The organism is Uliginosibacterium silvisoli (assembly GCF_036017035.1).
Taxonomy (GTDB): domain Bacteria; phylum Pseudomonadota; class Gammaproteobacteria; order Burkholderiales; family Rhodocyclaceae; genus Viridibacterium; species Viridibacterium silvisoli.
This window is the reverse complement of record NZ_JAYXHS010000001.1, coordinates 1,075,588-1,098,543: the sequence shown is the minus strand read 5'-3', so window position 1 is coordinate 1,098,543 and position 22,956 is coordinate 1,075,588. Positions and strand designations below refer to the sequence as shown.

20 protein-coding genes are annotated in these 22,956 nt (G+C 62.1%); 4 read left to right on the top strand and 16 right to left on the bottom strand.

Annotation, left to right across the window (positions count from 1 at the left end; all coding sequences use genetic code 11):
• Positions 1-11 precede the first annotated feature (11 nt).
• A complete protein-coding gene (gene egtB / locus VVD49_RS05040) occupies positions 12-1,325 on the bottom strand; it encodes an ergothioneine biosynthesis protein EgtB (RefSeq protein ID WP_327598041.1) in 1,314 nt (437 codons plus the stop codon).
• Positions 1,326-1,771: 446 nt separating this feature from the next.
• Between egtB and VVD49_RS05035 the strand changes: the two genes are divergently transcribed.
• A complete protein-coding gene (locus tag VVD49_RS05035; protein ID WP_327598040.1) occupies positions 1,772-2,674 on the top strand; it encodes a hypothetical protein in 903 nt (300 codons plus the stop codon).
• A gap of 146 nt (positions 2,675-2,820) precedes the next feature.
• Here the strand turns inward: VVD49_RS05035 and VVD49_RS05030 are convergent, their stop codons facing one another.
• The 3 genes from VVD49_RS05030 to VVD49_RS05020 form a co-directional block, all read right to left on the bottom strand.
• Positions 2,821-3,654, bottom strand: coding sequence for an aldo/keto reductase (locus VVD49_RS05030; protein WP_327598039.1), 834 nt, complete (start codon positions 3,652-3,654; stop codon positions 2,821-2,823).
• Positions 3,655-3,677: 23 nt separating this feature from the next.
• Positions 3,678-4,310 carry a class I SAM-dependent methyltransferase gene (locus tag VVD49_RS05025; protein ID WP_327598038.1) on the bottom strand — a complete coding sequence of 211 codons (633 nt, stop codon included), beginning with the start codon at positions 4,308-4,310 and terminating at the stop codon, positions 3,678-3,680.
• Between the two features lie 113 nt (positions 4,311-4,423).
• Positions 4,424-4,702 (bottom strand): HU family DNA-binding protein, encoded by a 279-nt coding sequence (locus tag VVD49_RS05020; protein ID WP_327598037.1) that lies wholly within the window; start codon positions 4,700-4,702, stop codon positions 4,424-4,426.
• A 758-nt stretch (positions 4,703-5,460) separates the two neighbouring features.
• Here VVD49_RS05020 and VVD49_RS05015 point away from each other — a divergent pair.
• Positions 5,461-6,447, top strand: a complete 987-nt coding sequence (locus tag VVD49_RS05015; RefSeq protein ID WP_327598036.1) for a substrate-binding periplasmic protein — start codon at positions 5,461-5,463, stop codon at positions 6,445-6,447.
• An 11-nt stretch (positions 6,448-6,458) separates the two neighbouring features.
• On the opposite strand, the gene VVD49_RS05010 is transcribed toward VVD49_RS05015, so the two are convergent.
• The 9 genes from VVD49_RS05010 to VVD49_RS04970 form a co-directional block, all read right to left on the bottom strand.
• A complete protein-coding gene (locus VVD49_RS05010) occupies positions 6,459-8,786 on the bottom strand; it encodes an ATP-binding protein (RefSeq protein ID WP_327598035.1) in 2,328 nt (775 codons plus the stop codon).
• Between the two features lie 150 nt (positions 8,787-8,936).
• Positions 8,937-11,627 carry a CHASE domain-containing protein gene (locus VVD49_RS05005; protein WP_327598034.1) on the bottom strand — a complete coding sequence of 897 codons (2,691 nt, stop codon included), beginning with the start codon at positions 11,625-11,627 and terminating at the stop codon, positions 8,937-8,939.
• A gap of 7 nt (positions 11,628-11,634) precedes the next feature.
• Entirely contained in the window at positions 11,635-12,600 is a 966-nt protein-coding gene (locus VVD49_RS05000) for a Bug family tripartite tricarboxylate transporter substrate binding protein (RefSeq protein ID WP_327598033.1), read from the bottom strand.
• On the bottom strand, positions 12,597-13,547 hold the full coding sequence (locus VVD49_RS04995; RefSeq protein ID WP_327598032.1) for a Bug family tripartite tricarboxylate transporter substrate binding protein: 951 nt from the start codon (positions 13,545-13,547) through the stop codon (positions 12,597-12,599). The genes VVD49_RS05000 and VVD49_RS04995 overlap by 4 nt, the downstream gene beginning before the upstream one ends.
• A 100-nt stretch (positions 13,548-13,647) precedes the next feature.
• Positions 13,648-14,592, bottom strand: a complete 945-nt coding sequence (locus VVD49_RS04990; protein ID WP_327598031.1) for a diguanylate cyclase domain-containing protein — start codon at positions 14,590-14,592, stop codon at positions 13,648-13,650.
• Positions 14,589-15,182, bottom strand: a complete 594-nt coding sequence (locus tag VVD49_RS04985) for an Hpt domain-containing protein (protein ID WP_327598030.1) — start codon at positions 15,180-15,182, stop codon at positions 14,589-14,591. The genes VVD49_RS04990 and VVD49_RS04985 overlap by 4 nt, the downstream gene beginning before the upstream one ends.
• Before the next feature lie 197 nt (positions 15,183-15,379).
• Positions 15,380-16,594 (bottom strand): alanine transaminase, encoded by a 1,215-nt coding sequence (gene alaC, locus VVD49_RS04980; protein ID WP_327598029.1) that lies wholly within the window; start codon positions 16,592-16,594, stop codon positions 15,380-15,382.
• Between the two features lie 115 nt (positions 16,595-16,709).
• Positions 16,710-17,039: a hypothetical protein gene (locus VVD49_RS04975; protein WP_327598028.1), complete on the bottom strand. Its 330-nt coding sequence runs from the start codon at positions 17,037-17,039 to the stop codon at positions 16,710-16,712.
• Positions 17,040-17,131: 92 nt separating this feature from the next.
• Complete coding sequence (locus VVD49_RS04970) at positions 17,132-17,587, bottom strand: NUDIX hydrolase (RefSeq protein ID WP_327598027.1); 456 nt, start codon at positions 17,585-17,587, stop codon at positions 17,132-17,134.
• A 145-nt stretch (positions 17,588-17,732) separates the two neighbouring features.
• Here VVD49_RS04970 and VVD49_RS04965 point away from each other — a divergent pair, with 145 nt between their 5' ends.
• On the top strand, positions 17,733-18,620 hold the full coding sequence (locus VVD49_RS04965; protein WP_327598026.1) for a GGDEF domain-containing protein: 888 nt from the start codon (positions 17,733-17,735) through the stop codon (positions 18,618-18,620).
• Positions 18,621-18,638: 18 nt separating this feature from the next.
• On the opposite strand, the gene VVD49_RS04960 is transcribed toward VVD49_RS04965, so the two are convergent.
• Positions 18,639-19,607: a GGDEF domain-containing protein gene (locus VVD49_RS04960; protein ID WP_327598025.1), complete on the bottom strand. Its 969-nt coding sequence runs from the start codon at positions 19,605-19,607 to the stop codon at positions 18,639-18,641.
• Between the two features lie 247 nt (positions 19,608-19,854).
• Entirely contained in the window at positions 19,855-21,342 is a 1,488-nt protein-coding gene (locus tag VVD49_RS04955; protein WP_327598024.1) for a pectinesterase family protein, read from the bottom strand.
• A 347-nt stretch (positions 21,343-21,689) separates the two neighbouring features.
• On the opposite strand from VVD49_RS04955, the gene VVD49_RS21860 reads away from it, so the two are divergent.
• Positions 21,690-21,773: a small membrane protein YohP gene (locus tag VVD49_RS21860; protein WP_465188982.1), complete on the top strand. Its 84-nt coding sequence runs from the start codon at positions 21,690-21,692 to the stop codon at positions 21,771-21,773.
• Positions 21,774-21,834: 61 nt separating this feature from the next.
• Here VVD49_RS21860 and VVD49_RS04950 read toward each other — a convergent pair whose 3' ends face one another.
• Positions 21,835-22,938 (bottom strand): M23 family metallopeptidase, encoded by a 1,104-nt coding sequence (locus VVD49_RS04950; RefSeq protein WP_327598023.1) that lies wholly within the window; start codon positions 22,936-22,938, stop codon positions 21,835-21,837.
• Positions 22,939-22,956 lie beyond the last annotated feature (18 nt).

Sequence of the window (22,956 nt, the reverse complement as noted above, 5' to 3'; positions counted from 1 at the left end):
CGCCACTCCCCTTAGAGGTCTCGTGCCAGGCGCAAGCCGGAAAACTGCCAGCGCGCACCCGGTGGAAAGAAATTGCGGTAGCTCGGCCGTATGTGTCCTTCCGGTGTGGCACAACTGCCCCCACGCAACACGACCTGGCCGACCATGAACTTGCCGTTGTACTCACCCACGACGCCGTTCAGGGGCTTGAAGCCTGGATACGGATCGTAGGATGAGCGTGTCCACTCCCAGACATCACCATACATCTGTTGCAAACCCGCGCCGGGCTGCGCCGCTGCGGGATGCAGTCGCGCGGCATCGAGGAAGCGCCCGTCGAACGCAACGCCCAGACTCGCCGCCTCCCACTCGAACTCCGTCGGCAAACGCGCACCAGCCCACTGTGCGTAGGCCGCAGCCTCGTAAAGACTCAGGTGGCATACCGGCTCCAGCGGATCGATATCACGCAGGCCGTGCAGGGTGAAGTTGCGCCAGATGCCGTCACCGGCTTCCTGCGCCTCCTGCCAATACAAGGGTGCGCGCCAGTCCTGTGCCCTGCTCAGCGCCCAGCCATCGGACAGCCAGAACTCGGGCCGCCGGTAGCCGCCATCGGCCATGAACGCAAGATATTCGCCATTTGTGACACAGCGGTTGGCGAGCTGATACGGCCGCAGTAGCACCTCGTGCCGCGGCGTTTCGTTGTCGAACGCAAAACCGGCGCCTTCATGGCCAAGCTCGACACGGCCGCCCGGACAGTCCACCCAGCCGAGGGACAGCACATCCTGTGCCTGGATTGATGTGCCAATGGAATAGCTGGCGGGGTAACCGGCGCAGTAGGCGGGATTGAGCGCGTTGCGCGACAGCAGGTGCTTGATGTCCGTCAGCAACAGCTCCTGGTGCTGCTGCTCGTGATTGAGGCCCAGCAGGATCATCGGCGCGGCGACGGACCATGTATCTTCGTCTGCTGCCCTTGCAAAATCGCGCATGCTGGCGTCGACATGCTGGCGATAGTCCATCACCTCCGGCAGCGACGGGCGACTCAGCAGACCGCGCTCGGCACGTAACTGCCTCGGCCCGAGCGCTTCGTAGTAGGAATTGAAAAGGTAGTGGTAGTGCTCGTTGAAAACGCGGTAGCCGGGCATGTGAGCACGCAGCACCACCGTCTCGAAAAACCAGCTGGTATGTGCGAGATGCCACTTCGTCGGACTGGCGTCCGGCATCGATTGCACGCACTGGTCCTCCGCCGACAAGGGCGCCGCCAGCGTCTCGCTGAGTGCACGCACCACATCGTAGCGGCGGGTCAGCAGCTCGCGCCCATCGTGGATTCTGGTCTGATGCAGATCGAGCAACGCATTCTCCTGCTGGACGCCGGGACAAGCATAAGGGACAGGGACAACAGGATGCCGCAAGGCCGGGCCGCAAACGCCGCTGCTCACTTCGGTCTTTGTAGCATCGCTAGCGATGACACGCCAGCAGGCTACACAAGCAACAAAAAGGCCCGCTGTTCAGGCGGGCCCTTCTGCAATTCATCAGTAATCGAGTCGCGTTACCGGATGATCTACGCGGAGCACTCCGTCAAAGCACTCACGCTGACTTCACCCGACTTCACAACAGATGAAAAATACTCCACGGATCACCTCCTTTCGCGTTGAACGAGTCTGCATCGTTCAATAAAGTGCGGAGGGAGTCAAGTGGTGCAGGCATGACAGTGTGACGCTTCTGCCAGGTCATGATTCACTGGTCGACTTCCGCACTTAGAATATCTGCATACAAGAATTGAAACGGGGAGCGGCGAATGCGTTTGTACGGTTTTCCATTGCTGTTTGTGATGCTGGTGTGTGCAATGAGCACAGCAGGGGCACAAACGAGCGACAGATTCTATTTTTATAGTTTCCGGACGGCGCTTGCTTCACCTGAAGCCCGCGAGGTCCTCAATCCTGCCGTCAGGCTTTATTGGGGTGCGATGCCAGCTCCTGAGCTGGGAGAACAGGCTCGGCGGGACACATTCTCCGGAACGGAGAAGAACAGTCGCGTGTTCATTCGCTCTGAACCACGTGACGTATGCATGCGGGTCTTCGCCAAGGCGCTCCACTCATTCACCGTGGACGCTATTGCTCGAGGCTACGATGCGGTGGTCAATATCAAAGGAGAAACGGCGGGTGCTCAAGGCTCCAGCGACGTCGGTTTCGATTGCGATGCCGGATATCAGATTACAACCGTACGCCTGACGGCCCAATTGGCCCTGACCAAGAGTGCTTCGGACCTTGCTGCAGAAATCGAGCGTGATCCTGCGCGCTGGGTACCACCCAAACGCACGGTCCCCCTTTCGAAGAACGCGATCATTCTGTCCCTGCAAGAAATCCTGGACTCATCCGATGCAAGACAGATTCTCGGCTCGATCAAGACTCACGTCGGCTTGCACCATGCTCCCGCGTACAGCGAACGCTGGGGACCCGAAGAGTATGGGGATGACGCAAGAATCTCCGAGTTTGGAACCGAAGGCGCCTGCAAGAAAGCCACGCTGCTCGCCCTCGCCTCGATGGTCTCGGATGTAAAGGAGCAGGGTTACAACGGCATCATCAAGATCCAGAGCTATCTCGACGGACAGCCTGCGGGCAAGGATACCGACCTGGAATGCGAAGTCGACCGCAAATCCGCTTCAGTAAATCTGAAAGGTACGCTGGTTACGGTGAAGTAGCCCGATTCTGGAGACCTGCGGTTGGCAGTGCTTTCAGACTCATGGAAATCTGCACAGGAGACACCCTGCTTCCAAGCCCGACCGGGCGCCGATAGCAGAAACCTCTGCAGCCGTTGGAAAGGGCCGTGACATTCACGCCGTCGAATTCAGAGCATCTCCAGCGGCTGCGCTTTTGTCGGCGGCGGAAACAGGACGTCGAGTTCGGCGAGCTGCCCGGCGCTCAGCGGATGCTGCAAGGCCCGCATGTTCTCGCGCAGGCGATTGCGGTTGGCCGTCTTCGGAATGATCATGACGTTGTCTTTTGACAGCAACCACCCCAGCGCGACCTGGGCGGGCGTCATGGCGTGACTCTGGGCAAAATCGACGAGGCGTTTCTCGGCCACCAGACGTGCCTGTTCGATCGGGGAATAAGCCATCAGTGGAATACCGTGATCACGACACCAGGGCAGAAGGTCCCACTCGATGCCCCGCCGCGCGAGGTTGTAGAGCACCTGGTTGGTGGCGACAGCCTTGCCTTCGGCTTCGCCGAGCAGTTCCTGCATGTCATCGACGTCGAAGTTGCTGACCCCGAAATGGCGGATCTTGCCGTCGCGCTGCAGGCGCGTAAAAGCCTCCAGAGTTTCGTGCAGGGGTACGCTGCCACGCCAATGCAACAAGTAGAGATCGATGCAGTCGGTACGCAGGCGCTTGAGGCTGCGCTCACAGGCGGCAATCGCTTCGCGGCGCGAAGCGTTGTGCGGATAGACCTTGCTGACCAGAAACACCTCGTCCCGCAGACCGCTGATGGCCTCGCCGATGAGTGTCTCGGACTTGCCCTCGCCATACATCTCCGCCGTGTCGATCACCTTCAGGCCAAGGGAGACGCCCAATTGCAGGGTCGCGATTTCCTCGGCGCGCGCGGCCCTGTCGTCGCCGATGTTCCACGTACCCATGCCCAGCGCCGGAACGGTTTCGCCAGAAGGCAAGATGACGGTATTCATAGCGGGTCTCTCCATGGATGTGATCAACGGGAACGCCACACGCTCGCGAGCCAGGGCTGCTGCTCGCGCGGCAAGCCCGGCGGCCGGTAGTAGTGATCCACTTCGACAAAGCCCGCCGCGCTCACAAAAGCGCGCCAGGCATCGAGATCATGATATGCGCCGTAGCGATCACCGCTCCAGCCTTCTTCGTTACGCCCGCGCGGGTTGGAGCTGAACAGCACGCCGCCGGGTTTCAGGCAGACATGCAGCTGGCGCAATACGCGTGGCAACTCCTGCGTCGGCACGTGGAACAGTGAGGCATTGGCAAACACGCCATCGAAACGCGCAGCCGGCAGGTCGAGTGCGAGGAAGTCCTGGTGCAGCACTTCGCAGCCGCTGTAAGCGCGCGCCATCTGCGCAAAGCGCTCTGCGCCATCAAGGCCGACCGCGATGTGGCCTGCCTCGGTAAAGCGCTTGAGATCGCGCCCCGGGCCACAGCCGAAATCGAGAATCGTGAACGGCGCCTCGCCTTCGATATGCGTCAGCAGCGCCGCGATGTTCTGGCTCACGTCGTGATCGCGCGTGCCTTGCCAGAAAGACTCAGCGGACTGGTTGTAGTGGTTCAGCGTGACACCACTGATCTGGCGCAGCCTGTTGTCTTCGTCACTCGCCGTCATTGCACCCACCCGACCCACTCGTCATATCCGTGAAAACGACAAAGGCCCCGAAGGGCCCCTGTCACCACTGCCTGTGTGCGGCCTCGTCAGCGAGACCGCGCATCGGTCAGCAATCAAGCACCAGCAACGACATCCTTCAGCGCCTTGGCAGCGGAGAAGTCAGGCACGTTCTTGGCGGCGATGTCGATTTCCTTGCCGGTGGCAGGGTTACGACCCTTGCGAGCGGCCTTGTGCTTGACAGACAGCTTGCCGATGCCTGGCAGAGTCACTTCGCCGCCGGACTTCAGCTCGTCCTGCACAACGCTACCCACGGTCTTGAGCAGTTGCTCCACGTCGCTCTTGGAGAGGTCAGCAACTTCGGCCACTTTGGCGATGAGTTCGGATTGGTTCAATGCGTGCTCCTTGAGTAAATTTTCGGGTGGTTACTACGACTAGCCTGGAGCTTGCCAACTCGCACTCTGGCGCAGCCGGCGACCTCAGGCGGTGATCGGACTCGCACGGTCGTGATGGCCTGTTCTTGCTGCCTTCGACGACGGACTTCGTTCCAGGACCTGACGAACGAAAATCGGCGATGGGCGATTTATAGCGTGTTTTGCGCGTTCTGTGTCATTCCGCTCGGCAGGCAATCCCCCAGAACCTGAGCAACGACAAGGTTTGCTGCTTCGCAGCAATGACAATTGCAGGTTTTTCCGACGTGGAGCAACCGCCATGCCCGCGGTCGGAGTCCTCCTCCTTTAGGTAATGCTTTCAATGCTCTACTGCATCTTGCGAAGGCCCTGCACAAAGCACCTGGCCGGCAAGCCGGCGACGGCTTGCCGGATCGCGCGAGCAGACTGCAGCCCTGTCACGCTTCGTGTCAGGCGCGACCGCTCGACGGAAACCGGCTGCGATTCTGCGCGACGCAGATTGCAGGAATGTAAAGCTCACCACTTGTCGACCTGCCGCCAGGCCTGACATCACGTGTCAGGCGAGGGCTCGGCGATGGCACAAACTTATAACGCGCACATCACAACAATTTTCACTCTTGTCGCGCGCTGCGAGGCTGCGAGGTGGCATATTGCTGCACGGCATGGGTAGCGCCTGCCGCACTCAAGCGCCGTTATCCATCAACCGTAATATCGAGCATGCCGTACTGTCTGTTCCTCTTGCCATGATCCGTCCGCTCCTACCGCTCCAGCGCACCCGTCGACACCTGTTTGCATCTGCCGCACGCATCTATTGCGTGCTTGGCCTGGGCATTCTGGGCATGCTGCCATCGCATGCCGGCGCTGAAGACGTGCTGAAGCTGCATCGTCGTGAAACTGCAGTACGCGCCGTGGTGCACTCCGATCTCGTACTGGCAGAGGCCATGCGCCGCACCCGCGCCAAGTACGGCAGTTATCGCATCGAGTACACCAAGATCAACCTGGTACGCGAGCGTGTGCTGATCGAGGCGATCAAGGGCGATCAGATCAATGCGGCGACGGTAGCCATCCAGCCCACCTGGGAGGAGCGCATGATTCCGGTGTGGATTCCGCTCGACATGGGTGTATCGAGCTTCCGCATCGGCTTCGTCAAGCGCGACCGGCAGGACAGGCTCGCAAGCGTACGCAACGAAGCCGACCTGAAGAAATTGCGCGTGGGTGTCGGCCTCGGCTGGTCTTCCCGCCAGGTATTCGAGGCCAATGGCCTGACGCTTGAAACAGCGATCGACCAGGCGGCACTGACGCGCATGCTGCTCGCCGATCGTCTCGATTATTTTCCACGCGGCGTGAACGAAGTTTTCAGCGAGTACGACGCAATGGTGCAGCCCGATCCGCAACTGGCGATCGACAAAGAGCTGTTGCTGTATTTTCCACTGCCCAACTATGTCTTCGTTTCGCCACGCTACCCGCGTCTGGCCAAGCGCCTGACCGACGGGCTGGAATCCATGGTGCGCGACGGCACCCTCCTGAAAATGGTCAAGACGTATCACGCCGAAATGTTGCAGCGCGCCGAGCTGTGCGCGCGGCACATCATCCGCCTCGACAACCCCTTCCTGTCTGCGAGCAATCCACTGAGCCGCAAGGAGCTCTGGTTCGATCCCTATGACAAGAAGCGCGGCATATGCAATTCCGTCTCGACCGCGCGCTCCAGCGAGAAGGCCGGCAAGTCCTGAGCTCGCGTCACTCAGTCATTCGCAGCGCTGGCGGCTTTGGCTGCCGTACCTCGCGCCAGCATCTCCAGCAGGTTCTCCAGGGAGTCGGCCAGCTCCAGCGTCAGCACCGGCGCGTCGCTTTGTTCACCTTCGCCGGAATGGATCTTCTTCGCCAGCGCGTGCAGCTCGCCCGCTTCGAGATTGCCTGACACGCCTTTGAGGGTGTGCGCGAGAAACTTCATGGTCTGGGTATCGCGACTCCTGACGGCCTCGCGCAGTTTCCGCGGCGTGTCGCCATGTGTGCGCAGCAGGGTGGCGATGAGCTTCTCGACGAAAGCGGTGCGCCCCTTGTAGCGATGCATCAGGGCATCCCAGTCGATGAGACGGCGTACGTCATGCAGCATGTGCATGGGGGGCTGGTCGGCTGTCTGCACGCTGGCGGCAGCTACCACTTCGCGCGGCAGATCGCAGTACTGCAGGATCGTGGCGATCAGCAAGTCTTCCTCGATCGGCTTGATAACGTGCGCCACCATGCCGCAGGCGAGACACTTCTCGCGCTCTTCACTCATGGCGTGGGCCGTCAGGCCAATGATGGGCAGGCGCGGCCAGGTCTGCGCGATGCGCTGCGCCAGCTCGTAGCCATCCATGATCGGCATCTGGATGTCCGTCAGCACGACGTCATACACTTCAGCGCCCTTGCTGGTGATGAGCGCGAGGGCCTTTTCGCCATCCTCGGCGAAATCCACCGTCGCGCCCTCGTTGGTCAGCAGGTCTTCGAGCACGAAGCGATTGAGTTCGATGTCTTCCGCGGCGAGCACGCGCAAGCCCTTGAGCCGCTGCACGCGCACCCTTGGAACGGGGGCCCGCGTCTGCGCGGTTACGGCGGCCAGCGGCAAGCTCACGGTGAAGGTGCTGCCGACACCGGGGAAGCTCTCCACGCTGATGTCGCCACCCATCTGAACGGCCAGACTACGGCTGATCACGAGACCGAGGCCGGTGCCACCGTACTTGCGCGTTGTCGACGAATCCGCCTGTTCGAAAGCGCTGAACAGGCGGCTGACCTGGTCGGCGCTCATGCCGATGCCGGTGTCGGAGATGCGGAAGACGATGTCGCTGGATTCGCGCGAGCGCGACACCGCCACCGAGACCTCGCCACGCTGCGTGAACTTCACCGCGTTCGACAACAGGTTGATGAGGATCTGCTCGACGCGCAACCGGTCGCCGCGCACCCAGCCTGGCAGGTCGATGCCGATGTGCGAGTCGAATTCGAGGCGCTTGAGCATGGCGCGATCGCGCACCAGTTCAACCGCCTTGTTGACCGCCGCGGCCAGCTCGAAGGGCTGCACATCGATCTGCATCTTGCCGGCCTCGATCTTCGAGAAATCGAGGATCTCGTTGATCACGCCAAGCAGATGCTCGCCTGCCTGCAGGATGCGATTGGCGGTGTCCACGGAGCGCGGGTTGCTGTCGTCACGCACAATCATTTTCGCCAGGCCGAGTACCGCATTGAGCGGCGTGCGGATCTCATGGCTCATGTTCGCCACGAAGGCACTCTTGGCACGATTGGCGGCTTCGGCGACCTCCTTGGCCTCGGCCAGCTGCGTCGTGCGCTGCACCACGGTCTGCTCCAGTTCGGCGCGGTGACGTAGCTCGCTCTCGCGAATCGCCTCTTCCGCCTGGCGCCGCTCGACGAGGGCGTCGCGGAAACGATGCATGGCCGTCGTCATGCGCCCGAACTCGTCGCGCCGCTCCGTGTCGGGCAAGGCCACATAGGTCTGGCCCGCCGCCAGTTGGTCCAGCCCGTTGGTGATCTGCGCGAGCGGGCGCGTCAGGGAGCGAAACGCCCACAGCGCTGCACAGATGGTGGCAACCGCCATCAACAGGCCGCCGATGATGGTCTCGAACATGGCGTTGTAGAGTTCGGCGTCAAGGCTGGTACGCGAGAACGCCAGCTCGATGGAGCCTACGTCGAGCTGGCGCTTGGGCGTCTTGTGCGTGATCGCCTTCTTGATGGTCAGCAAGACCTCGCCCACCTCGGCCGGATTGGCGCGGTCGACGACCACTTTGCCGGCGCTGTCCAGCACACGCACGCGACGCACGTCGGCATGCGATTCCAGCGCCTTCACGCCGGCCTCGACAGCCAGCGAGTTGAATTCGTACATGGGCAATGCCAGCGATTCCGCCAGCAGGCTCGCGAGACGCGTGGCGCGCTCCTTCTGCCCCGTCTCCGAGGCGCGCGCGTGGTGCCAGAACAGCAGGCCGCTGTAGATCGTCACCGTCAGCGTGATCAGCACGATGGTGGCGAGAATCAGCTTGAAACGGAAACTGCTGCGCCAACGATGCGACAGGGCTTCAATCACCACCGGGCCTCCTCGGCCAATTCGAGTTTTGTCAGGTCTGCTGCCTTGCCGTAGGTCAGGAAGCCCGGTCTGATACCGGGATCACATTACCTTGACGACGTCCGGCATGAAAAGCTTTAGACGGCAGCGCAGCATTGCAAGGCCGTCCGCTCAGGATTCTGCGCGCGAATGAGCACGTGGCAGCCAATGCCTGAGCTTGATCAGCAACTCGTTGGCATCGATCGGCTTGGACAGGAAATCGTCCATGCCGACGGCAAGGCATCGTTCTTCGTCTTCGGCAAAGGCATCGGCCGTCACCGCAATGATGGGCACGCGTTGCTGGCTGAAGGCCTCCCACTCGCGGATCATGCGCGTTGCCTCGAGGCCATCCATGACGGGCATCTGGCAGTCCATCAGCACCAGATCGAAATGCGCACCGGAGGTCACGCTGGCAAACGCCTCGGCGCCGTTCGTTACCGACTGATACGTGAGGCCGTGGGTCTGCAGCAGCGACTCCAGCACCAGGCGATTGGAGGAATGGTCTTCGACGATCAGGATGTGGCCGCCATCCGCGGCGGGCCGGGCCTTTCTGTTGATGTCAGAGGACATGAGGGCCGCGCTCGGCTTGTCAGGCAGGGCGAGTTCGATGCGGAACCAGAACCTGGAGCCGCGATTGACCTCGCTGTCGACGCCCACGCTGCCGTTCATGCGCTCGGCCAGATTGCGCACGATGGACAGGCCCAGCCCCGTGCCGCCGAAACGACGGGTGTTCGAGCTATCAACCTGCGAGAACGGTTTGAACAGCAGGTCGCGATGCTCGGGGGCGATGCCGATGCCGGTGTCGCGCACGCTGAACTCAAGCACGGCAAGCCCGTCCCTGCGGTCCAGTTCATAAGCGTCGACACGGATCTCGCCCGCGAAAGTGAACTTGATGGCATTGCTGACGAGATTGGTGAGCATCTGGCGCACCCGCATCGGGTCGCCCACGTACAAGGCCTCATCGTCTTCATGCCATTTCGCTGCCAGTGAAAGCCCTTTTTCGGCAATCGATCCCGTCATCAACGACGCGACTTCGCGCACCAGTTGCGCCGGTGCGAAAGGTGCCGTGCGCAGTTCGAGCGCGCCGGCCTCGACCTTGGACAGATCGAGAATGTCGTTGAGCAGGGTCAGCAGGGTGCGCCCGGAATCGAGGATGACCTGCACGAACTCGCGCCGCTCTTCCTCGCTGTCGACCGGGCCCGACAACAATTGCGCCATGCCGAGGATGCCGTTCATGGGCGTACGGATCTCGTGCGACATGGTGGCGAGGAAGCGGCTCTTGGCAAGACTGGCTTCTTCGGCCACATGCTTGGCCTCGCGTAGCGCCTCCTCGGCGCGCTTGCGTTCGGTGATCTCGAGATGGGTCCCCGCAACCCATTCGGGCTCGCCCGCCGGCGTGCGCGAGAACAGCCGGCCGCGCGCCGAAATCCATACCCACGCCCCCTCCGCATCGCCCACCGGTTTGTGGCGCATGCGTAGTTCGCAATCGTAGTAAGCCAGCTCGCCGGAGAAATGTCGTGTCAGCATCTCGCGCGCACGCGTCACATCGTCGGGGTGCGTGTACCTGACCCAGGTATCGACAGTGATCGGCTCGAGTTCCGCCAGCGTATAACCCAGCATGCCGGCCCAACGTTCGTTGAGGTCCAGCGCACCGGTTTGCACATTCCACGCCCAGGTGCCCGCATTCGTACCTTCGAGGATGTTCGTCAATTGCTGGCGTTCAGCCTTCAGGGCCTCGTCCGCTGTCTCGATCTCGCGTCGACTGCGCTGCTGGCGATAGAGGGAGAACACCAGCAGGAACGTAAGCGTCAGGCCCGCAATGAAGGTAGCCAGCGCGTCGTTGCGCGCACCACTGCGCAGGAACTCGCTGCGCGGATGGAGAATGATTTCCCATGGCCGCGCACCGACCTCCACGGTCATGACCAGGTCCTGGTCGCTGGTCTGGTACGCGGCATCATTCGTTGTTGCGGCGCCGTCACCCCGTGCAGCGAAGATCAGCTGACGCGGTTCGGCAGCGCGGTCAAATACCAGCAGGTCGAGCTGTGCCGCGTCGGCGCGAAACGCAGCATCATGCAGGATGGCCGGGACCTGTATGACGCCGGCAACATATCCCATCAGCCGCTGACGACGCTCCGCCACGCTGCTGGTCGGGCCGGGGAAATAGACCGGGGCGGAAATCGCGAATGCGCTGGCTTCGGTCGCTTCCGTACCGCTGCTGATGATCTTGAAGGTTTCCGACGCAATCGGTCTGCCCGTATCGCGCGCCTTGAGCTTGGAGCGCATGCGCGCCGGATCGAAACCCATATCGACGCCGATGGCGCCGGTATTCTCGGGCCATGCGAACAGGATGGGCACGTACTCGGCGCGCGGCTGCACGGGCACCAGGCGCCCGTCGCGCGGTTCGGTCACGCGGAAATTGCCGAAGCCCTGGGCGCGGGCCATGGCTTCGAACTGCGGCAAGCGACCGGCGGGCACCATCGGCTGCCATTCGATGAAGGTCAGGGAGCGCGTGTCGCTGGTCAGTCGCTGGCTGTATTCGAGAAAGTTCTTGCGCTCCAGCTTCTGGCTGGCTGCGATCATCAAGCCAAGGCCGCGCACATTCTCGACCGTACGCATCAACTCCAGATCGAAAGAACCGATGACCGCCTGGCCCGCAGCCCCAAGACGCTCACGCTCCTGCAGATGCGCATTGCTGTCGATGGCGCGGTAGAGCAGCCAGGACCCGGTCAGGCCGACGGCCAGGGTGAGCACGACACTGAGCGCGTCAAACAGGCGCTTGCGTGACGAGGTCGTTGCGAGTCTGGCACCCCAGGTCTGGCTCATCGTGCGCTCACCTTGCGAGGTCAAGCGTAGTGATCAGTTCGTCATAGAGCAGGAACTGATCGCGCATGAATTGATCCGGGTCGCCCATGGTGCGGATCGCCGGCAACCCGCCCGAGCGGATGGTCGACGCAATCCATTCAGGATCGCGCGACACCTTGTCGAGCGCATCCTTCCAGCGCGCCACGATACTGGCGGGCAGGCGAGGCGGCCCCAGCAGGGCGGTCCAGCCAACGATGCGGCCCATGTCGCGCAGGCCTGCTTCGCTGGCATTGGGCAGTTGCGGCAGTACGCTCATGCGCCCCGGCGCAGTCGAGAACAGGCCGCGCAACTGGCCTTCCTTGATCGGCTCGATCAAGCCGCCCGCAATGCACGCAAACTGCACCTTGCCGCTCACCACCGCCTGCACGGCCTCGAGGCCGCTCTCGAAATGCACGGCGACGGCAGCGTCCCGCTTCAAGCCCGCCAGGTGCAGCATGTACTGCACACTCAGATGCGTGTTCGTGGCCGGCCCGACGGTGCTGTACTTCAGCGCGCCGGGCTGCTTGCGGATGGCGTCCAGCAGTTCGCGTGCACTCGCATACGGCACGTCCTTATGCACGGCACATATCAGCGGATCGATATCGAGTACCCCCAGTACCGTGAACTCGTTCCAGCGGTAGGGTGTCGCCGGCACCATGGCCGGGCGGATGATCTGGCTGGCCAGACGACCGAGCAACAGGGTGTAGCCGTCCGGCGGCGCAGCATGCACGAACGCCGCTGCGTTGGCCCCGCCCTCGCCGTGGCGATTCTCGATGAAGACTTTCTGCTTGAGGAACTTCGGTGCGCTGAGGCTGAGGCTCTTGCCAAATTCCACGCGTGCGGCGTAAGGCTCAACCAGTTTGATTGGTCGCGCCGGATAGGTCTCGGCAGCCGCAACGAGCCCCATCGTGCCGGCCAGCCACAACGCCGCGGTGCATTTCGCGATGCGCCTCATCTGGCGAGATCCAGCGTGGTGATGAGTTGATCGTAGAGCGCAAACTGATCGCGCATGAACTGCTCGGGGTCTGACATGGTGCGGATCGCCGGCAAGCCGCCGAAGCGTTCGTTGGAGGCCAGCCACTCCGGATCACGCGACACCTTGCTGAGTACATCCCGCCAGCGCTTCACGACGTCGGCAGGCAAGCCACGCGGGCCGAACAGCGCAGTCCAGCCGACGATGCGGCCCATGTCGCGCAAGCCTGCCTCGCTGGCATTGGGGAGTTGCGGCAAGGCCGGCAAGCGGCCGGGCGCCGTGGAGAACAAGCCTCGTAATTGCCCGGCCTTGATGGGTTCGATCACGCCGCCCACTGTGCACACGAACTGCACCTTGTCATTCAGCAAGGCCTGCACGGCCTGCTGACCGTTCTCGAAATGCACGCCAACGGCCGCATCCCGTCTGGCGCCCGCCAGATGCAGCATGTACTGCACGCCGAGATGGGTGATCGTCGTCACGCCGACGCTGGCGTACTTCAGGCTGCCGGGATTCTTGCGAATGGCATCGAGCAGGTCGCGGGCCGTCTGATAGGGGGACTCCGCTTTCACCGCACAGATCAGCGGGTCGATCTCGAGAACACCGAGGACCGTGAAGTCATTCCAGCGGTAGGGCGTCTCGGGCGCCATGGCTGGGCGGATGAACTGGCTGGCTGGTCGGCCCAGCAGCAGGGTATAGCCATCCGGCCGCGCATTGCGCACCGCGGCCGCACCCACCGCACCGGACTCGCCGAAACGTGTTTCGATCTGGACGGGCTGGTTGAGGAATTTCGGCGCACTGGCCGCGAGGCTCTTGCCGAACTCCACCCGCGTCGCCAGTGGCTCGATCAGGGTGACGGCACGCTCCGGATAGGTGGCCGCAAAGACAGGGGACTGCAGCAACATGCCTGCCAGCAGCAGCCATCTGCTCACGCCTGAAGCACCTGAGAGAGTCCGTCGTATCGATTGCATGCGCTGATTCCGCCCCTGTCCGGAAAACCTGCCGGGCCCGATGCCCGCTGCCGGTCGTTTTTCAGAGTTGTTGTGATTTGACCTGCGCACGGCCGGCGTTCTTGGCCTTGTACATCTGCAGATCGGCGCAGAACACCAGCTCGCCCGGATCTTCCGCGGCTTTCGGCACTGTGACCGCCACGCCCACGCTGACCGTCACGAGGTTGGTGACCTGCGATCTTGCGTGGGGAATGGCCAGCGCGCGCACGGCGCTTTCCATTTCCGTCGCGACCGCCAGCGCACCTTCCATGGGCGTATCAGGCAACAGGCATACGAACTCTTCGCCACCGTAGCGCGCCGCCATATCGCCGGGGCGCTCGAGGATCGCACTGAGTTGATGCGCGACACGCTGCAGACAGACGTCACCCGCCGGGTGGCCATAGAAATCGTTGTAGTCCTTGAAGAAATCCACGTCGAGGAGGATCAGGGCCAGCGGCGAACCTGTGCGCGCACAGCGCCGCCATTCGTTCTCCAGCGTCGCGTCGAAGTGGCGGCGATTGGCCACGCCGGTGAGGCCATCCATCAGCACCAGCGAACGCAGCAGATCGGTCTGGCGTTTCAGCGTGAGCTGGGTGCGCACACGCGCCATCACGACGCGCGCGTGGAAGGGCTTGGTGATGAAGTCGGCGGCGCCGGCATCCAGCCCGCGGGCCTCCTGGTAGGGGTCGTCGGTCCCTGTCACGAAGATGATGGGAATAGCCTCGGTCAGCGGCTCGCTCTTGAGGCGGTGGCAGACCTCGAAGCCATCCATGTCCGGCATCATTACATCCAGCAGGATCAGCTGCGGCTGACGCTCCTTGCAACGCTCGAGTGCCTGTGCGCCGCTGGTGGCGAAGCACACCTCGTATTCGTCCTTGAAGATCTCGTACAACGTCTGGATGCTGCCGGCATGATCGTCGACGATCAGCAGGGTCGGCTTTTCGTGCAGCATCTGCAGCAGGGGATTGTTCAGTTCGGCAGGCGTCATCTGTCGCTCTTCGAAAGTGCTGCGTCCAGTTGCCGGCAGCTTTCCTGTGCCGCCGCAAAATCAAGCCGGTTCACAGCTGTTGTCAGTTCCGCCAGGCGAGGCGAAGACTGCAAGGCTGAGTCGGCCCCGAAACGATACTGCAGCTTCGCGAAAACACTTAGTGCACGCATATTGCCAGCCGCCAGAAGGCTCGCGAGTTCGCCCAGCATGGCATGCAGCTCGCTCTCTTCAAAGGGCCCCGCAGCAAGGCCGGGCGCGGCGGGTCGCAGATCCGTCACGATGCGCGCCAGCGCCTGCACCGTCTGCTCGACCAGCGTATCAAGACCCGTTGGCAGCGTGCCAGCGTCGAGCGGCCGTCCGCCCTGCTTGAGCTGCTGCTCCAGGTCCGCAGCCCGGCTCGCCAGTTCGGCAGCGCCGACCGTGCCAGCCACGCCCTTCATGCTGTGCAGCACCGCCGCATGATCGGCAGTTGCCTGGTTCAGCTGCGCCAACATGCTCTTCGCGTCTTCCGGGAAGCTCAGCGCCAGATGAACATAGAGCGCCTTGTTGCCGGCCAGCCTGTGCAATGCGGGATCTAACTGGATTTCCATGCTGTCACGCCGTGGTTGCGGTGTTCATCTCGGGCGGCTTGTTCGAATACTTCTTTGCGCGCCAGTCCTGGTCCTGCGGCACGGAGGACCACAAGGGCTCCACGGCGCAGCAGGCTGAAAGCTTTAGCCGTGATCCATGGCGACAGGCCCTGATCAGCACTGTCGCCACAAAAAATCACAGACACCAGGGTCGGGTGCTAGGCCGCCGGCGCGATCAGGCCATCGACCTTGAGCATGGTCTTGATACCGCGAATCGCCTGGCGGATACGCGCTTCGTTCTCGATCAGCGCGAAGCGCACATGGTCATCGCCATGATCGCCAAAACCGATGCCCGGCGATACGCATACCTTGGCCTTGGCCAGCAGCTGCTTCGAAAACTCGAGCGAGCCAAGCGCGCGATACGCTTCCGGAATGCGCGCCCAGACATACATCGAAGCCTTCGGTGTTTCCACCGGCCAGCCGATCTCGTTGAGGCCCTTTACGAGCACATCGCGCCGGCTCTGGTACTGCGCGGCAATGTCCTGCACGCATTGCTGGTCGCCTTCCAGCGCGGCGATTGCCGCTACCTGCAGCGGCGTGAAGGTGCCGTAGTCGTGATAACTCTTCATACGCGCCAGCGCGGCGACGAGATCGGGATTGCCGACCATGAAGCCGATGCGCCAGCCCGCCATGTTGTAGCTCTTCGACAGGGTGAAGAACTCCACCGCGATGTCCTTGGCCCCTGCCACCTGCATGATGGAGGGCGCCTTCCAGCCATCGAAGACGATATCGGCATAGGCCAGATCGTGCACCACGAGGATGTCGTGCTTCTTTGCCAGCGCGATTACGCGCTCGAAGAAATCCAGCTCGACGCATTGCGCCGTCGGGTTTGAGGGAAAACCCAGCACCATCATCTTCGGCTTCGGGTAGCTGCCGCGGATCGCCTTCTCCAGCTCGGCGAAGAAATCCACGCCGGGCACCAGCGGCACCGAGCGGATGTCGGCGCCGGCGATCACCGCGCCATAGATGTGGATCGGATAGCTCGGGTCCGGCACCAGCACCGTGTCGCCACGATCCAGCGTCGCCAGCATCAGGTGCGCCAGGCCTTCCTTCGAGCCAATCGTAACGATGGCTTCCGTGTCAGGGTTGATGTCTATGGCATAGCGGTCGCGGTACCAGTGCGAGATCGCGCGGCGCAGGCGCGGAATGCCTTTGGACGAGGAGTAGCCGTGCGTGTCGGGCCGCTGTGCCACCTCGACCAGCTTGGCGACGATGTGCGGCGGTGTCGCGCCGTCGGGGTTGCCCATCGACAGGTCGATGATGTCGTCGCCACGGCGACGCGCGGCCAGTTTCAGCTCGGCCGTGATGTTGAAAACGTAGGGGGGGAGGCGATCGATGCGCGCAAAGCGGCGCTTGCCAACAGTGGCAGACATGGGTGATTCCTTTACGTAAGCGCCCGGAACCGTCCGAGCGACGTGAGCCGCGCGGGTTTGCGCGGCCTGCCGGAATCTTACCGCGCCTGTGCCCGAGAGCAAGGCCCCGGATGTGTCAGGCCTGCCACACCCCGTAGCCGGCTTCGCGCAGCGAGATCGCCAACTCAACCTCCATCTCGCAAGCCGCGTCGTAGGGCATCGGGTTGTAGCACTCGTAGAGCTGCGGCAAGAGGCGCAATCCGTATTCACGCACGAAGCGGTTCGAGCGGATGCCCGCCTTGTGCTTGTCGAAGCGTTCGTCCGGCGACAGGCCACTCATGCCGACGTACACGCAAGACTTGCTGATGTCATAGTCCGGATTCGATTTGAGGAAGCGCGCTTCGCGCAGCACATTGCGCGACAACTCGACGACGTAGACGTTGTGATGATGTTTGCGCTGACGCATGGCAGTTCAGGCCGGCACGGCTGTCAGCATGTCATGTGACTCGAGGCACACGGCTGCGCTCAGGTGCGATTCCATGGTCATTGCCAGCCTCATCATTCGGTCCAGCCAAAGCTCGAGAACGCCTCGCCACGGCCACTGCATTCGATGCCCTGTCGCGTGTAGGGGATGAGATTTTCCGGCAAGGCGTCGATCGCATACCAGGCGATATGGTCATGCTTGCCGGCTTCCAGCAGGGCAGGCGTACCGCTCCAGTTTTCCGCGACGAAGAACGCTCCCAGCCACTCGCCTCCGGTGTCGCCCGCGCGACAGTGCATCAGGTGGACCAGACGCATGTCGGCCTCCGCTGCGCTGATGCCCGTTTCTTCACGCAGCTCGCGCACGGCTGCTTGCGCAAGCGTTTCCGCGCCGTCATGCGCGCCTGCCGGCAGACTCAGGAAGCCGTCTTTCCAGCCCGTATTGGCGCGGCGAAGCAGCAAGACCTGCGGGCCGTCACGGACGATGACGAAAACACTGACACTCAACGCGAAGCGCTGTCTGGCCTGGTTCAAGACGACTCCTGGATTCGATGAACCTGCCCGCAAGGCAGGGGAGCGAAGGCCTGCCACGGCAGGCCCTGGGGGACAACAAGCTGCTGGACGCGATCCAGCCCGCCGCAGTACCCTTCAGGCTCCGAAAACCTGCCGCAAGCGCACCGTGAACAACGACGACATGGAAACCCGCGTCACGAGCCTGAAAAGTCCGCTGAGCGGGCCGGGGGAGGACTGTCTCGTCATCATACATTCACCGATTGCCAGCGAACTCGGTCGCCGCTATGTGCTCGACATACCGAGCGTGAAGATCGGCCGCGATGTCGACAACGACATCGTGACGCAGAGCGACGGCGTGTCACGCAAGCATGCGCGCATCGAGCGTCGCGGCAGCGAGCTCATCCTGCAGGACCTGAACTCCACCAACGGCACTTTCGCCAACAATGATGTGCAGCGCGTCACCGTGCGCAGCCTGATGCCCGGCGACCAGATCCATATCGGCGACACCGTTTTCAAATTTCTCGCCGGCACCGACATCGAGGCTCAGTACCACGCCGCCATCAATCGTGCCGCCATTACCGACGGCCTGACGGGTCTCGCCAACCGCAAGCGCATCGACACGCTGCTGGGTGAGGAAATCCCGCGCGCGCAGCGCTACGGTCGCGCCCTGTCCTTGCTGATGCTGGACGTCGACCACTTCAAGCGTGTCAACGATACGCATGGTCACCTCGCCGGTGACGCCGTGCTGCGCCAGATCGCCACCCTGCTGCGCCAGCGGCTGCGACCGAGCGATGAGCCGGGCCGCTATGGTGGTGAGGAGTTCTGCGTGATCCTGCCGGAGACGGCTATCGATCAGGCCGCGCTCATCGCCGAATCCATCCGCTCACTGATCGAATCTCATTCGTTCGTCATCGACACGGGAACGCTCAGGGCGACGGTCTCCATCGGCATCGCCACGCTGGGTTCGGCCATGCGCGCCGAAGACCTCTACAACGCCGCCGACCAGATGCTTTACCAGGCCAAGCACGGCGGGCGTAATCGCGTCAGCTACTGAAACCCTGCGCTGAGCAGCTCAGTACTGGCCGGCCGCAATGCGGTCACGGCCCTGCTGCTTGGCCTGATACAGCTGACGATCAACACCTTCGAGAAAAGCCACGACCTGGTCGTCATGGGTGGGCGTCACCGTGCCAACACCCAGGCTGATGGTCAGCAGCGGGTTGATCTGTGAGGCCGCGTGGGCAATCTGCTCGCTGAGGATCAGTTCGCGGCAACGCTCGGCAATCAGTTGCGCAGCGTCGGCAGGGGTCTCTGGTAAGACGAAGATGAACTCCTCGCCGCCGAAGCGCGCAAACAGGTCGCGGGGCCGTTTCGCCGCGCCCGACAGTACGCTGGCCACCAGCTTCAGGCACTCGTCGCCCTGTACGTGGCCGTAGTGATCGTTGTACTGCTTGAAGTAATCGATATCGACAAGGATGAGCGACAAGGGCTGGCCGCTGCGCTGCGCCTGGCTCCATTCCTGTTTCAGCACCGAATCGAACATGCGCCGGTTGGCCACGCCCGTCAGCCCGTCCTTGAACGAGAACTCCTCCAGCTTGCGCTGCAAGGCGACCAGCGCCTCCTCCGTCTTCTTGCGCTCGCTGATGTCGAACATGAAACCCACCAGCGCTTCCGTTTCACCCTTGTCGTCGCGCAACACATGCACGACGTCGCGGATCCACACGTAGTTTCCATCCGGCGTCAGCGCCCGGTAGTCGGCCTCGTGATCCACCCCGGCTTTTGATTGCCCGATGCAGAAGTTCACGACACGCTCGCGGTCTTCCGGGTGAATGCGCGTGGCCCAGTCTTCAGCCGTCAGCCAGCTGTCCACAGACCAACCCAGCAGAGGCTCGATTTGCGGACCGATGTAGGCGAACTGCATCGTGCGCCAATCGATCTTCCAGGGAATTGCGCGCGTCGATTCGAGAAGGGTCTTGTAGACGCCGCTCTCCGGCGTGGTGGTGGGTGTGCTATCGGGTGCGTGGTCTGCTGCTGGCTGGGTCATACCTGAGTGCTTCGTTGTGCGTCATCGTGGTTCGGTACGGCGGCTCCAGCCTACCGGAGCCATGCTTGAATTTGAATGAAAACCTCGGGCCCGGCCTGCTGTTTTTCTCACCTCGTGACACAGGTTTTTTCGCTCATGTCAGAGCTGTGTAAGGCTTGTCTGCGGCGCCCATGTTTCGCTGCGTACCGCTGAAACAAGAGGCCCCGCTGAGCGGGGCCTGTGTCAGTTGCTTGCTGGCTTTCCGGCGTCAGCCGCCGTTGCCTGATCCCGAGTTGTTGTATTCATAGAAGCGGTTGGCGGAATTCGTGCAGTTCGAAGAGCAGAAAGGACGACTCACCGTCGACGCGCCCCAGGGTGCCGTCTTGACGATATGGCCACCCAATGCGGAGTCGCGGATCACCGCCTGACCATTCGGCGAGGTGCCATTCACGTAGTTCGACAGCGATCCCACGCTTTCATCCCAGGCACGCCCGAGAGAGACCGAGTTGCTGGCCGAGCCCGACTGCGTAAGCGTGCTGTTGATGATGAGAATGCCGTATGAATTGCTGGCCGCCGTGCTCGGCGCGAGAATCACGCCGTTACTTTTGCGCGTGGTGAGGTACCTGATCTCGCAACCGTCGAACACTGCCGTGCCACGACCGAAGATGAAATCGGTATCCCCCTCGACGTAGCTGCTCTTGAAGTAATGATGCGCAACGGTACCCACCGCTGACGTGTTGGTCAGCAGCGAATCCTGGTTACCCAACACCCGCACATTCTCGTAGAGCTGTTGGTCGCCTTGCGCAGTCAGCGCCACGGCGGACTGGTTGCTGCTCGAGTACGTATCCTCGACATAGTCATTCGAGAAGGTCAGGTTCTTCGCCTGAAAGCCCTGGCTGAAGGCCGAGAAGGTCGTGCTGCCGCCGGTGCCATAGGTCGTCGCGGAAGCATTCGGCGAGCAGGGATTGGCTGCCGTACCTGAGGACTTCGGCTTCGGATTGGCGTTGTTGTAGACGATCACCGTCTTGCTCGCATCGGCAGTCGTGCTGTACAGCGTGATCGGTGGCGCCGCAGCTGGCACGCATACCACCTCACGATACGTACCCGCCTTTACGGCGATATAGATGCGCGAGCTGCCACCATTGCTGACCGCAGCCGAGATCGCCGCCTGCACGGTCTTGTGCGTGCCCGTGCCATCGGCAGCAACGGTGTATTTGGCCGTGAAGCTGCTCACATTGCCGACACCCGCCGTCGGATCCCAGCTACCGAGGTATTTGGCAATCGTATTGTTGGCCGCTGAAGTGCTCGACAGTTGCGGGCGCGAACTGGTCGATGGCACGGAAGACGCGTTGGCGCTGGACGACTTGCTCGAAGCAACCGAGGAGGCCGCCACCGACGATGACGAACTGCTCACGACAGACGACGATGAAGACGAGGACTTCGAACTCGATACGCTGCTGGCGGCAACACTCGAAGCGGCGCTCGAAGAAGCACTGGACGCTGCCGGGTCATAGGAGCACCAGGACGAATTGCTTGGCGCACCGGGGAAATTCGCCAGCGTGCAGGCAAAGCTCCCGGTGAAAGTGGCGTAGGCAAACACGCCAGACTTGCCGATGGCTGCCTGATGCGTGCCGCTCATGGCACAGGTACTGCCGAGCTGAACACACTTCGTATAACCGCTGGGCGCATCAGTCGCGGCAAAGGCGCTGCCAGCGAGCAACGCCATGGCGCTGCCCGTCAGGATCTTGCGGAACATTCTTTGTCTCCTCGTTTGTTTGCAACGGGTTTCCGGCGAAGACGTATGTGTGTTCGTCCTTCTCACGAACGACCCGAAGATCGTTTGTGTTACCGGTCTCTCCACTATGTGAGGGAGGAGGAGGCAAAGCAATGTCAAAAACGCTCTTTTTATGGAAAACGTCACGCGGCCGCAGTCCACGGATGGACACTGAAGGCAGCTCAAACCAGATCCCCTGGCTGGATCCCTAGGCCTTCACTCACTAGGCGGCAGCGCGGGAGCGGTGATTGCTGAATTGGTCAGGAGAGCGTCCATCAGGCGGCGCTTCCACACCATCAAGGCAAATCGCTCAACAAGGAGAATTGAAAATGAAAGTTCTACTGTGGATCTTCGGCATCATCTTTCTGGTCGGCTTGCTGACGATTAGCGGCGTGCTGAAGCTGATCTTCTGAGTGCGAGCCGGTACGCGGACCAATGAATGCAAACGCCCGGCTGGACCGGGCGTTTGCATTCCTAGTCCCGGTGATTCCGCCTCTGGTGCGAACCGAAGTAACTGTTGATGACAATGAGCAGCGCGGTGCCACCCGCAATCCACAACCAGTATTCCTTCAGGATTTCCTGGAGGGGAGACAAGCGCGGCACCGCCTCGATACGAACCACGGGTTTGTCTCCCTCCATCGGCGGGTAGGCTTCAGGTTGCTCGGCTTGCGGTGGCAGCGCTTCACGCAGGACGTTTCGCTGCACAGCGATACGTTCGTATGAAATGTTGGCCGGCCCGTCCGAGGCCGCTGTTGCCAGCAGCCCCTTCACCGGCACGAGAATCCGCACTGGATTGCCCGTCGCAAAATGCACGGGTAGCGCTTCCAGCACGAAACGATTGTCCGCCGTAATCTTCGGCCGCATCGACGCAAAGTGCAGATGCGGCCCGCTGCTGAAACCCGTATTGCCGGACTTCGCCAGCACCTCGCCGGCACGTACATGCTGACCGACCGTCACGCGTGCGCTCCGCGGAAACAGATGCGCATACACCGCGACCGTGCCGTCGGCATGCTGCACCATCACCTGGTTGGCCTTGTCGAGATATAACGCATCCGTGCCACCCGTCGTGAAACTGTCCTCCACCTCCGCCACCACACCATCCCGCGCAGCGACCACCGACGTCCCCTCCGGCATGTTGAAGTCCACCGCCTGCTGCACCAGTGGATCGGCGTGCGAAGTCAGCGTATTGCCGTAAGCCTGATCAATGGCATGGGCCTCACCGTCGAGATAGGGAAGCCGGAACGGTGGGTCCGTACTTTCCGGCGCAAGATAGCTCCCGGCAATGGATGACAAACGCGTACTGAAACGATACCCCGCTTGCGGGTTCGCACTACGCACGTAACCCAGATCCCGTCTCTCACCCGGCTTGATCACGAACACCTGCGGCCACGCCCGGTCCGTCGCCAGATTCGTCCCCGTCATCTCGACAATGACCGACTGCATTACCGGCCCTGTATTCGTCGCAAAGCCGTGGTGGCTGTTGTTGTTCTCGACGACGAACTGCAGCTTGACTGAGCTCTCGCGGGACCAGGCTGAAGTGATGAAGATACTCAGCACGAAAAAGACAATCAATTTCATGAAGCGTACTAAGTACCT

Excerpts from the sequence above, each read along its gene's own strand:
- VVD49_RS05035 (WP_327598040.1), top strand. The coding sequence starts at position 1,772 with ATGCGTTTGTACGGTTTTCCATTGCTGTTTGTGATGCTGGTGTGTGCA.
- VVD49_RS05030 (WP_327598039.1), bottom strand. The coding sequence starts at position 3,654 with ATGAATACCGTCATCTTGCCTTCTGGCGAAACCGTTCCGGCGCTGGGC.
- VVD49_RS05025 (WP_327598038.1), bottom strand. The coding sequence starts at position 4,310 with ATGACGGCGAGTGACGAAGACAACAGGCTGCGCCAGATCAGTGGTGTC.
- VVD49_RS05015 (WP_327598036.1), top strand. The coding sequence starts at position 5,461 with ATGATCCGTCCGCTCCTACCGCTCCAGCGCACCCGTCGACACCTGTTT.
- VVD49_RS05005 (WP_327598034.1), bottom strand. The coding sequence starts at position 11,627 with ATGAGCCAGACCTGGGGTGCCAGACTCGCAACGACCTCGTCACGCAAG.
- VVD49_RS05000 (WP_327598033.1), bottom strand. The coding sequence starts at position 12,600 with ATGAGGCGCATCGCGAAATGCACCGCGGCGTTGTGGCTGGCCGGCACG.
- VVD49_RS04990 (WP_327598031.1), bottom strand. The coding sequence starts at position 14,592 with ATGACGCCTGCCGAACTGAACAATCCCCTGCTGCAGATGCTGCACGAA.
- VVD49_RS04985 (WP_327598030.1), bottom strand. The coding sequence starts at position 15,182 with ATGGAAATCCAGTTAGATCCCGCATTGCACAGGCTGGCCGGCAACAAG.
- alaC (WP_327598029.1), bottom strand. The coding sequence starts at position 16,594 with ATGTCTGCCACTGTTGGCAAGCGCCGCTTTGCGCGCATCGATCGCCTC.
- VVD49_RS04975 (WP_327598028.1), bottom strand. The coding sequence starts at position 17,039 with ATGCGTCAGCGCAAACATCATCACAACGTCTACGTCGTCGAGTTGTCG.
- VVD49_RS04960 (WP_327598025.1), bottom strand. The coding sequence starts at position 19,607 with ATGACCCAGCCAGCAGCAGACCACGCACCCGATAGCACACCCACCACC.
- VVD49_RS04955 (WP_327598024.1), bottom strand. The coding sequence starts at position 21,342 with ATGTTCCGCAAGATCCTGACGGGCAGCGCCATGGCGTTGCTCGCTGGC.
- VVD49_RS21860 (WP_465188982.1), top strand. The coding sequence starts at position 21,690 with ATGAAAGTTCTACTGTGGATCTTCGGCATCATCTTTCTGGTCGGCTTG.
- VVD49_RS04950 (WP_327598023.1), bottom strand. The coding sequence starts at position 22,938 with ATGAAATTGATTGTCTTTTTCGTGCTGAGTATCTTCATCACTTCAGCC.